9 protein-coding genes are annotated in these 10,694 nt (G+C 66.8%); 6 read left to right on the top strand and 3 right to left on the bottom strand.

From position 1 onward, the window contains the following. The first annotated feature begins 84 nt into the window (after nt 1–84). Nucleotides 85–1,554: an amino acid permease gene (locus tag EET10_RS18285; protein WP_063468226.1), complete on the top strand. Its 1,470-nt coding sequence runs from the start codon at nt 85–87 to the stop codon at nt 1,552–1,554. Then, the gene (locus tag EET10_RS18280; protein WP_036402362.1) at nt 1,551–2,423 is read left to right on the top strand and encodes a universal stress protein; all 873 of its coding nucleotides are present in this window, start codon (nt 1,551–1,553) and stop codon (nt 2,421–2,423) included. The genes EET10_RS18285 and EET10_RS18280 overlap by 4 nt, the downstream gene beginning before the upstream one ends. Nucleotides 2,424–2,946: 523 nt before the next feature. Here the strand turns inward: EET10_RS18280 and EET10_RS18275 are convergent. The 3 genes from EET10_RS18275 to EET10_RS18265 all read right to left on the bottom strand — a co-directional run bounded on the left by EET10_RS18275 (nt 2,947) and on the right by EET10_RS18265 (nt 6,110). Beyond that, nucleotides 2,947–4,275, bottom strand: coding sequence for an ABC transporter substrate-binding protein (locus EET10_RS18275; RefSeq protein WP_063468227.1), 1,329 nt, complete (start codon nt 4,273–4,275; stop codon nt 2,947–2,949). 94 nt (nt 4,276–4,369) lie between these two features. Continuing rightward, nucleotides 4,370–5,221: a carbohydrate ABC transporter permease gene (locus EET10_RS18270; RefSeq protein WP_063468228.1), complete on the bottom strand. Its 852-nt coding sequence runs from the start codon at nt 5,219–5,221 to the stop codon at nt 4,370–4,372. 16 nt (nt 5,222–5,237) lie between these two features. Then, entirely contained in the window at nt 5,238–6,110 is an 873-nt protein-coding gene (locus EET10_RS18265; RefSeq protein ID WP_036402365.1) for a carbohydrate ABC transporter permease, read from the bottom strand. Between the two features lie 34 nt (nt 6,111–6,144). On the opposite strand from EET10_RS18265, the gene EET10_RS18260 reads away from it, so the two are divergent. The 4 genes from EET10_RS18260 to EET10_RS18245 are packed head-to-tail and all read left to right on the top strand — an operon-like array spanning nt 6,145 to nt 10,686. Continuing rightward, nucleotides 6,145–7,662 carry a TldD/PmbA family protein gene (locus tag EET10_RS18260; RefSeq protein WP_036402367.1) on the top strand — a complete coding sequence of 506 codons (1,518 nt, stop codon included), beginning with the start codon at nt 6,145–6,147 and terminating at the stop codon, nt 7,660–7,662. Further along, a complete protein-coding gene (locus tag EET10_RS18255) occupies nt 7,659–9,032 on the top strand; it encodes a TldD/PmbA family protein (protein ID WP_063468230.1) in 1,374 nt (457 codons plus the stop codon). The genes EET10_RS18260 and EET10_RS18255 overlap by 4 nt, the downstream gene beginning before the upstream one ends. A 40-nt stretch (nt 9,033–9,072) precedes the next feature. Beyond that, on the top strand, nt 9,073–9,930 hold the full coding sequence (locus EET10_RS18250; RefSeq protein ID WP_036402369.1) for a carboxymuconolactone decarboxylase family protein: 858 nt from the start codon (nt 9,073–9,075) through the stop codon (nt 9,928–9,930). Nucleotides 9,931–9,933: 3 nt separating this feature from the next. Then, nucleotides 9,934–10,686 (top strand): Rv1352/Rv1906c domain-containing protein, encoded by a 753-nt coding sequence (locus EET10_RS18245; protein WP_244602001.1) that lies wholly within the window; start codon nt 9,934–9,936, stop codon nt 10,684–10,686. Nucleotides 10,687–10,694: the final 8 nt, after the last annotated feature.

Below are 10,694 nucleotides of genomic sequence, written 5' to 3'. Positions count from 1 at the left end.
GATCGGCCCGGCCATTCAGCGGTTCGCTGCCGGAGTGCGGCACGCCGGGTTCATAATCAGCCTGGTCCAGCACCAGGAGGGCACTTGCCGGCAACTTCGGCCAGTCTGAGAGAGCAGATGCTGCGGCGCCGCCCGGTGGTCGGTGCCGCGGTCGCTGCGGGGGTCGACGGAGGCCTCAAGCGCAGCATCGGCACCTTTCAGCTGACCATGTTCGGGGTCGGATCGACGATCGGCACCGGGATCTTCTTCGTGCTGTCCGAGGCAGTGCCTCAGGCAGGCCCGGGCGTGATCGTCTCGTTCGTCATCGCCGGTATCGCCGCCGGACTTGCGGCCATCTGCTACGCCGAATTGGCGTCGGCGGTACCGGTTTCGGGTTCGTCGTATTCGTATGCCTACGCCACCCTGGGCGAGGGGGTGGCAATCTGCGTGGCAGCCTGCCTGCTGCTGGAATACGGCGTGGCCACCGCCGCTGTCGCGGTCGGCTGGAGCGGTTACGTCAACAAGCTGCTGCACAACGTGTTTGGATTCCATTTGCCCAGCGCGTTGTCGGTGGCGCCGTGGGATCCGCAACCCGGCGAACCACACGGATACGTGAACCTTCCGGCTGTCATCCTCATCGGGCTGTGCGCGTTGCTGCTGATCCGTGGTGCCAGTGAGTCGGCGAAGGTCAACGCGGTCATGGTGCTGATCAAGCTGGGTGTGCTGGGCATGTTCGTGGTCCTTGCGTTGACGGCCTGCAGCACCGATCACTTCAGGCACTTCGCCCCGTTCGGTGTTGCCGGAATCGGCGCGGCGGCCGGCACCATCTTTTTCTCGTTCATCGGCCTGGACGCTGTGTCCACCGCCGGTGAGGAAGTGAACAACCCGCAGCACAGTGTGCCGCGGGCATTGATGGCGGCGCTGGCTGTCGTCACCGGCGTCTACGTGCTTGTCGCATTTGCCGCGTTGGGCACCCAGCCATGGCAGCTTTTCGCAGGCCAGGAACAGGCCGGGCTGGCCACGATTATGGACAATGTCACCCACGGCACCTGGGCCAGCACCATTCTGGCCGCCGGCGCGGTGATCTCGATTTTCACCGTCACGCTGGTCACGTTGTACGGCCAGACCCGCATCCTGTTCGCGATGGGACGGGACGGGCTGCTGCCGGCACGGTTCGCCGCGGTGAATCCGCGCACCCAGACTCCGGTGAGCAACACCGTGATCGTCGCGGTCGCCGCGTCGATCCTGGCCGCTGTGGTACCGCTGGACCGCTTGGCGGACATGGTGTCCATCGGTACGCTCACCGCGTTCATCGTGGTGTCGGTCGGGGTGATCATCCTGCGCGTGCGTGCACCCGAGCTGCCGCGGGGGTTTTGGGTCCCCGGTTACCCGGTGACACCGGTCCTGTCGGTGCTGGCCTGCGGCTACCTGCTCTACAGCCTGCACTGGTACACCTGGATTGCGTTCACCGCCTGGGTGGCGGCGGCGCTGCTGTTCTACCTCTTCTGGGGGCGCCACCACAGCGCGCTCAACAACCCTGCGCTGCTTGCGGATCCACCTGCGGAGGAGCTGTGAGCGTCGTCGTGGGGTATCTGGCCGGCCGGGTTGGTGTGTCGGCCCTGCAGCTGGGCGTCCGGTTGGCGCGGACGCTGAACACGTCGCTGACGGTGGCGACTATCGTGCCGAAGCCGTGGCTGCCGGCATCGCTGTCGCAACCGGATTATGCGCAGTGGGCCGATGAGCTGGCCACCGACTCGGCGACGGAGGCGCAGCGTTACGTTCGCGCCGTGGCCGACGGGGTCGAGGTCAGCTATCTGCATCGCGAACACCGGTCGGTGTCGGGCGGATTGATCGAGGTGATCGAGGAAGTCGACGCCGAGATGCTGGTGCTGGGCTCATTCCCGAGTGGGCGACGGGCGCGGGTATTGATCGGCTCGACCGCCGATTGGCTGCTGCATTCGTCACCGGTGCCGGTGGCGATCAGCCCTCGCCAGTACGACTCCCAGACCGGCCGGCTGACCAGGCTCACCTGTGGGTATTCTGCGGCGCCGGACTCGATCGAGGTGGTGCAGCGGTGCTCGGAGCTGGCCCGGCGCTACGGCGTGCCGTTGCGGGTGATCACCTTTGCGGTCCGCGGCCGGACGATGTATCCACCCGAGGTGGGCCTGCACGCCGAGTCATGGGTGCTGGAGGCATGGGCGGCGCAGGCCCAAGGAATGCTGGAAAGGCTCAAGACCGACGGAGTAGTCGGCAAAGATGTTGTACTGCAAGTGATTACCGGAAATGGATGGCAACACGCGCTGGAGCACACCGACTGGCAGGACGGTGAGATATTGGCATTGGGCACCTCACCGCGCGGCGATATCGCCCGAGTCTTTCTCGGTTCCCGCAGCGGCAAGATCATCCGTCACAGCCCGGTACCGGTGTTGGTGCTGCCCGGCTAGGACGGTGCTGATCTACGCTGTGCGTGGTCCTGGACCAAGCGATCACGTCGTTAACGTGGACCCCAAGTCGAGTCGGTGCGCCGATTTGCCCGGCTCACTCGGAGGTTCATGGTGACATGCCGATACCCCACCTTCGCTCAAACCTCTTGAGATGGCGGGCGTTTGGGGGATGTCTCCCGTGTTCGCCGAGTCGGCTGCCATACCGCCGCATCGAGTGTGCAGTGACGGCTTTGACCGTGTATGGAGGGCGGGAACCGCCGCGATCGGCCGCCCTGACGGCACACTCGACGCCGTCAGCGCACAGTCGACGCCGTCAGCGCACAGTCGACGCCGCAAGCGCACACTCGACGCCGTCAGCGCGCAGCGGGCGCCGTCAGCGACCGACCCAACCGCGCCAGCACGGGATTTCCATCTCCCAACACCGGAGCGCAGCCCCACGACCGCTTTGAGCGAGGAGCCCTGGGGTGCAACGAATTTGTCGCCACCAGATGGGCAAAACGAGACATCCCCGCATGTCCGGCTGTCAGCGCTGTGCGGCGGCGTTGGCCGCGGCCTGCGCCTGCCTCAGGATTGTCGCTACATCGCCGCGGCCAAGGAACATTTCGTCGAAATAGGGCTTGAGGGCGTCGTTGCCGGCAGCGAATCCGGAACCACCGGGGGCCGGGATTCGCGGTCCGTTCAGCACCGCGAAAAACGGGGTGACGTCGACCCCCTTGGCTTTCCAGTAGGCGAAGTAAACCGGCTGGGCCGACAGCACCGCCGGGATGGCCGCTCCTTCGCGGCCCAGGTAGGTGTTGCCGTCGCTGCTGCCCATCCAGGCCAGTACCCGGCGCACCGCGTCGGGATGCTTGGTGGCCGAATTACCGGCCGCGGCAATGCCGTTTGTGACGCTCACCCGACCCACCGGCCCGATCGGCAGCATCGCGACACCCCAGCGGAAGGTGGCGTCGCGAGCGACCGGCGCCAGGCTGTAGGTGCCGGACTGAAACAGCGCCATGCGGCCGGCCAGGAACTGGTTGCGGGAGAAATCACCGTTGTCGTTGGTGTCGGAGGCGGGCGGCGCGACGTGGTCGTCGTTGATCAGGCCGACCAGATAACGGAAAGCCTCGATGGCGGGCGGATTGTCGAAGGCGAACTCGTTGCCGCGCTGGAATACCCCGCCGGCCGAGCCGATGTAGTTCAGGTAAATGCCCTGCGGGTCGTTGGCGGCGTTGTAGCCCCACTGGCGGACCCGTCGGGCCTCGAAACCCGTTGTGCCGGCGACATGTCCGTCGGCGTCGACGGTGAGCCGGGCCAATAGTGGGCGCAATGTGTCGTCGGGGCCGGGACTCCAGCGCACCCGGTCCAGCTCGGCCGCCTCGACACCGGCCGCCGCCAGCAGGTCGGCGTTGTAGAACACCGCGACTCCGGCGTCGGTCAGCTGCGGCACTGCCCACAGCACACCGTTACGGGTGAACTGGTCGACCACCGACGGCTCCCAGTCGCCCGGATCGAGGGCTGGGTCGATCTTCATCAACCGGCCGCTGTCGGCATAGGCGGCGAGGTGGGCGTTGGACAGCCAGAAGATGTCGTCGCCGCTGCCCCCGGCCACGTCGGTGCGCAGGGTGTCGAAGTAGTTCGAATACGACACGAGATTCGTGCGGACTTCGATGCCGGGATATGTGCGGGTGAACGCTTCGAACGAGCGCTGATAGGCCGATGCGATCGGCTCGGCCCACAGCCGGACGGTGACGATGATCCTGCCGGCGGCCGGTTCGCCGGCACGGTCCAGCACCACCGCCGTAACCCCGAGAAGCGCCGCGATCGACGTGAGCGCGGCGGCGACCAATGTGGAAAAGCGGGGTCGCGTCATGGTTTGCGTCCAGATGGCCGTGACGGTCGTGGATCGGCCGTTGAGCCTGCCGCCAGGACGACAGCCCTGACGGCAATATCGGTGCAATGACGCGTCATTTGAGCCCCGAGACGAGGATCGACGAGACGATATGCCGCTGAGCCGCGACGAACAGCACGATCAGCGGAACGATTGCGACCGTCGTGGCCGCCATCACCAGCGTCCACTGGGCGTTGAACCGGGACTGCAGGTCGGCCGTGGCCACCGTCAACACCCGCCACTTGTGGCCGCTGGTGATCACCAGCGGCCACATGAAGTTGTTCCACTGAGAGACCACGGTGATCAGCGTCAGGGCGGCCAGGACCGGACGGCTGGACGGAATCACCACGTGCACCAGCACATCCAGGGTGTTGGCGCCGTCCAGGAAAGCGGCGTTGATCAAATCGTTCGGGATGATGCGAAAGTGCTCGCGCAGCAAGAAGATCGCATACGGCGATCCGAACATGAACGGCAGCACCAGTGCCCAGAACGTGTTGCGCAGGCCCAGCTGGGCCATCATCAGATACAGCGGCACCACCGTGACCGTCGCCGGCACCATCAACGTCGCGATGTAGACCCAGAACAACACGTCTCGTCCGGGGAACTCCAACCGGGCGAATGCGTAGCCGGCCAGCACCGAAAACGTCATCTGTCCCAGCAGGATCACCGCCGTCATCAGCGCGGTCACCACCGCCGCGCGGCCGAAGCCCCCGCCGGCCAGATCGGCGTAATTCGACAGCGTCGGCGGGCGCGGCAACTGCAGCGGTGTGCCCGTCGCGAACTGGTGGGCGGAGGTGAACGACGTGAGCAGCCCAAGCAAGAAGGGCAGCAACGTGATCAGCGCGCCGAGGATCAGGCCGGCGTAGATCACGGCGTTGGCCGCCGCGCCTGATGGTCCGGCTCCTCTTCGGGCCGTGCCGGCCCGCATCGTCGCCGAACGGCGGCTAGATGAGGTCATAACTGATCCGTCGCCTGAAGTACAGGTGCTGAACGAAGGTGACGCCGACGAGAATGACGAACAGCACCACGGCCATCACCGACGCCCGCCCGATGGCCGCCGAACCGAATGCCTCGGAATAGATCTGGTGAGCCACCAGGTCGGTGCTGCCTTCGGGCCCGCCGCCGGTCAGCGCGTAAACGATATCGAAAATCTGTGCGGCGCCGACGATTCCGGTGACCAGCACGAAGAAGGTCGTCGGCCGTAGCATCGGCAGGGTGATCCGCCAGAACCGCTGCCAGGCAGTCGCGCCGTCGGTGCGCGCGGCCGCGTGGATGTCGTCCGGGATGGCCAGCAAGCCCGCCAGGAACGACAACGAGACATAGCCCACGTTGGTCCAGACGACGACGGCGGCCACCAAGGGCAGGGCCAGGTCGGGGTTGCTGAGCCATTCGACGCGGCGGCCCAGCACGGCGCTGACGGCGCCATCGGTGGGCGCCAGGATCCAGCGCCACATCACCGCGATCGCCAGTGGGGCGCAGACCCACGGCAGTACGTAGAGCGTGCGGAAAAAATTGGTGCCCGGAAGCTGGCGGGCCAGCATCATCGCGGCCAGCAACCCGAGCACCGTCTGCGCCGGAACCACGATCGCCACGAAAACGGCGGTGACCACCAGGGAGCCGCCGAAGCCGGAGTCCGCCAGCACCGACCGCCAGTTGGCCAGCCCGACGAAGCGCAGCGGGCCCAGCAGATCCCACCGGTACAGGCTCAGCCAGACGACCACCAGGATGGGCAGCAACAGAAAGGCGAGCACGCCGAACAGGCTGGGCGCCAGCAGGGCATACGCCAGCGCGGTGGGTCGACGTCGTGTGGCGCGCATGGGTGTATTAAAGCGTGGTCGATACGGTGGAGTCGTGACACCGAAGCGCGGGATCGATTCCGACTTCCTGGACCTGCCGCGCCACGCGTTGGCCGACGCCGCGTTGTCAGCGGCCACCGCCGCCGGGGCCAGCCATGCCGACCTGCGGATTCATCGAACCAGCACCGAGATCATCCAGCTGCGCGACGGCGAGCTCGAGACCGCAATCGCCAGTCACGACGTGGGCTTCGCGGTGCGGGTGATCGTCGACGGCACGTGGGGCTTCGCCTCGCACGCCGAGCTGGCGCCGTCGGTGGCCGCCGACACCGCGCGCCGCGCGGTGCAGGTGGCCACCACGCTGGCCACGCTGAACACCGACCGCGTCGAGCTGGCGCCCGAGCCGGTGTACGCCGACGTCAGCTGGGTGTCGGATTACCAGATCGACCCGTTCGGCGTGCCCGCACCCGAGAAGATCGCCGTGCTGCAGGACTACTCCGGCCGATTGTTAAGCGCCGACGGCGTCGATCATGCGTTAGCCAGTCTGAATGCGGTCAAGGAGCAGACCTTCTACGCCGACACTTTCGGGTCGTCGATCACCCAGCAGCGGGTGCGGTTGTTCCCGTCGCTGGAGGCGGTCACCGTCGATGCGGCGGCGGGCACCTTCGATTCGATGCGCACCCTGGCGCCGCCGACGGCCCGGGGCTGGGAGATGGTCGCCGGCGACGAGATCTGGAACTGGACCGACGAACTGGCTCAGCTACCGTCGTTGCTAGCCGAGAAACTCAAGGCGCCCAGCGTGACCGCAGGCCCCACCGACCTGGTGATCGACCCGACCAACCTATGGCTGACCATCCACGAATCCATCGGCCACGCAACCGAATACGATCGTGCCATCGGCTACGAGGCGGCCTACGCCGGAACCTCGTTCGCCACACCGGACAAACTCGGTACCCTGCGCTACGGCTCACCGGTGATGAACGTGACGGCCGACCGCACCGTCGAATTCGGTCTGGCCAGTATCGGTTACGACGACGAAGGCGTGGCCACGCAGAGCTGGGATCTGGTGCGCGACGGAGTGTTCGTCGGCTATCAGCTCGACCGGGTGTTCGCGCTGCGGCTCGGCAAGGAGCGCTCCAACGGCTGCTCGTATGCCGACTCACCCCATCACGTGCCGATCCAGCGGATGCCCAATGTTTCGTTGCAGCCCGGGCCCGAGGATCTCAGCACCGCCGATCTCATCGGCCGGGTGGCGGACGGCATCTATATCGTCGGCGACAAATCATGGTCAATTGACATGCAGCGCTACAACTTCCAGTTCACCGGTCAGCGATTCTTCCGCATCCGCGACGGCCGTCTGGACGGTCAGTTGCGCGATGTCGCCTATCAGGCCACCACCACCGACTTCTGGAATTCCATGGAGGCCGTGGGCGGCCCATCGACCTGGCGGCTATGTGGCGCGATCAACTGTGGCAAGGCCCAGCCGAGCCAGATCGCGGCCGTCAGCCACGGCTGTCCGTCGGCGTTGTTCCGCGGCGTCAACGTGCTCAACACCCGTACCGAAGGCGGCCGATGATCACTGCGCAGCATGTCGTCAACATCGTCTTGACGGAAGCGGCACAGCGTGGCCGCGCCGACGAGACCATGGTGCTCGTCGTCGACCGAACCGAGGCGACGTTGCGGTGGGCGAGCAATTCCATGACCACCAACGGGCTTTCGACCAGCCGCAACGTGACCGTTATTTCGATTGTCCGCCAAGGTGATAACGCGTTCGTCGGCGCGGTGGAGTCCGGTGAGGTCGACCCATCGGTGTTGCCCGGGCTGGTGGCCGCGTCGCAGGACGCGGCCCGTTCTGCCCCCGAAGCCGGTGACGTCGCACCCCTGCTGGCCGATGCCGGGATTCCCGTCGACTGGGACGCGCCGGTTTCCCGCACCGGTGTCGAGGCATTCGCCGATGTCGCGGCTTCGCTGAGCCGCGAGTTCGGGGGTAGCGACCGGCTGTACGGCTATGCGCACCACAGCCTTTCGACGATATTCCTGGCGTCGTCGACCGGTTTGCGGCGGCGCTACACGCAACCGGCCGGCGCGGTGGAGATCAACGTCAAACGCGGCGACGCCAGTGCCTGGGCGGGCGTGGGGGCTCCCGATTTCGCCGGTGTGCCCATCGATGTGCTGCTCGATCAGCTGTCGACCCGGCTGGGGTGGGCGCAACGCCGGGTTGAGCTTCCCTCGGGACGTTACGAGACGATCATGCCGCCGTCGACGGTGGCCGACATGATGCTGTACCTGTCGTGGTCGATGGCCGGCCGCGGGGCACAGGAGGGCCGCACCGCGCTGTCTGCCCCCGGCGGCGGGACCAGGGTAGGGGAGCGGCTCACCGAACTGCCGCTGACACTGTTCTCCGACCCGATGGCGCCGGGCCTGGCGTGCAGGCCGTTCGTCGCGGTGAGCAACTCGTCGGAGACGGTGTCGGTGTTCGACAACGGCATGGACGTCGGCCATGTGGACTGGATCCGCGATGGGGTGATCAACGCGTTGGCCTATCCGCGGGCCACGGCCGCCAAGTACGACGCCCCGGTTGCCGTGGCGGCCGAGAACCTGCTGATGACGGGCGGTTCGGCTGGTCTGGCGGAGATGATCGCGGCCACCGAGCGCGGTCTGCTGCTGACCACGTTGTGGTACATCCGCGAGGTCGACCCGACCACGATGTTGCTCACCGGGCTGACCCGCGACGGGGTCTACCTCATCGAAGACGGCACGGTGACGGCCGCGGTCAACAACTTCCGGTTCAACGAAAGCCCGCTGGACCTGCTGCGACGCGCCACCGAGGCCGGTGTCAGCGAGGTCACGCTGCCCCGGGAATGGGCGAATTGGGCCACCCGGGCGGCGATGCCGTCGCTGCGGATACCGGACTTCCACATGTCGTCGGTCAGCCAGGCGCAATAGCCGATTGCCGGGACGTAGGGCACGCCCTAGCGTGTGAAAGATGGCGGCGGAGGCACCGGTTGGTGACGGCCTGGCCCGGTTGATTGCGTGGTCCCCGGGCGACGGGCGGATGGCGAGCCTGGTCCGGCGACTATGTGCCCGGACGTTGTCGCTGCCCGCCGTGCCTTCCGAGGTGGCCGTCGATGAGCCGGCGTCGGAGGCAGAACGTGCCGTTGCCGAGTTCGCCGAACAATTCAGCGTCGACGTGTCGCAGATCAGCGCCGAGCAGCGATCGGGTTTGCTTGAGCAGTTGGGGGACAATGCGTTTGGGGCTGTCGTATCGATCTTCATCGCCGACTTCGTGCCGCGGGTGCGCGCGGGTCTGGAAGCTCTGGGCGCCGGCTCGCAGTACCTGGGATGGGTGCGGCAGCCGGTCAGGTGGAACCACGCGGCGACCGAGGGGCCCGGCGTTTTGTTCAACGACTTGTTGCCCGCCGTGGCCCGGATGCGCGCACTCGATCCCGTCACCTCCGAGCTGGTCCGGCTACGGGGCGCGGCTGCGCACAACTGCCGGCTATGCAGGTCGCTGCGTGAGGGCACCGCCCTGGATGCCGGTGGTTCGGACACGCTGTACGACGAGATCGAGCGCTTCGAGACCTCGGTTCTGCTAGCAGATCGCGCAAAAGCCGCCCTGCGGTATACGGATGCGTTAATTTGGACGCCTGCGCACCTCGCCGCCGACGTCGCCGCCGAGGTGCGCTCAAGGTTCGCCGACGCGGAGGCCATCGAGCTGACCTTTGACATCATGCGTAACGCCAGCAACAAGATTGCCGTGTCGCTGGGCGCTGACGCGCCGAGGGTGAAGCAGGGCACTGAGCGGTACCTGATCGGGGCCGACGGTCAGACGGTGTTCGGCTGACCGATGAGCACCGGAAGCATGGTCCGGGCGATATTGGCCATCGCGGTGGGGGTGACGTCGGCGTGCGGGCTGGCGGGGTGTTTCGGCGCGGGTGGCAAGACCGCCCGGCCGACGGTGCCGGTTCATGACCGCGAGGAATCACGACTGCCGCCGATATATCCCGGAACGACGGTGTCCATCCCGCCGTCGACTACGCCGGTGGGTCCGGCGAACACCATCCCGGGCGACGGCACTTACCGGGTCGGGGTGGACATCCGGCCCGGAACATACCGGTCGCAAGGCAGCAACGCCTGTTATTGGGAACGGCTCAGGGGGCTCGGCGGAACCGTCGACGACATCATCGCCAACGGCGCTGGAACCGCGCCCCAGGTCGTGCAGATTGCGCCGACGGACGTCGCGTTCAAGACGCAGCGCTGCCCGGCGTGGACGCTGGATTCCGGCGCTACTGCCCCCTCGACGACTTCGACGACTTCGACGACGCCGGTGACGGTGCCCGAGGGTGCCCACGCATGTCCGACCACGGCCGGGCCCGCCGGCGGGTTGAGCCGGTCCGCGGTCGGATCGTCGGCGACATCCTGCCAGTTCGCCGAACAGGTTCGGCTTGCATACGGAGCCAGCGGACCAGCCGGCCCGGCACCTCGGCAGGTCACCGCCGTCAGCCCGGTGACCGGTCAGTCTTACACCATGACCTGCTCAGCCGACGGGGGATTGGTGGTGTGCCGCGGCGGCGACGACGCCGTCGTCTACCTGTACTGATGCGACAA

The organism is Mycobacterium pseudokansasii, from assembly GCF_900566075.1.
In the GTDB taxonomy this organism is placed as follows: Bacteria; Actinomycetota; Actinomycetes; order Mycobacteriales; family Mycobacteriaceae; genus Mycobacterium; species Mycobacterium pseudokansasii.
The sequence above is the reverse complement of the archived record's forward strand: the minus strand, read 5'-3'. Positions and strand labels throughout refer to the sequence as shown.

What these genes read in the sequence shown, in the direction of transcription:
- EET10_RS18275 (WP_063468227.1), bottom strand. Translation starts at nt 4,275, where the DNA reads ATGACGCGACCCCGCTTTTCCACATTGGTCGCCGCCGCGCTCACGTCG.
- EET10_RS18270 (WP_063468228.1), bottom strand. Translation starts at nt 5,221, where the DNA reads ATGCGGGCCGGCACGGCCCGAAGAGGAGCCGGACCATCAGGCGCGGCG.
- EET10_RS18265 (WP_036402365.1), bottom strand. Translation starts at nt 6,110, where the DNA reads ATGCGCGCCACACGACGTCGACCCACCGCGCTGGCGTATGCCCTGCTG.
- EET10_RS18255 (WP_063468230.1), top strand. Translation starts at nt 7,659, where the DNA reads ATGATCACTGCGCAGCATGTCGTCAACATCGTCTTGACGGAAGCGGCA.
- EET10_RS18250 (WP_036402369.1), top strand. Translation starts at nt 9,073, where the DNA reads ATGGCGGCGGAGGCACCGGTTGGTGACGGCCTGGCCCGGTTGATTGCG.
- EET10_RS18245 (WP_244602001.1), top strand. Translation starts at nt 9,934, where the DNA reads ATGAGCACCGGAAGCATGGTCCGGGCGATATTGGCCATCGCGGTGGGG.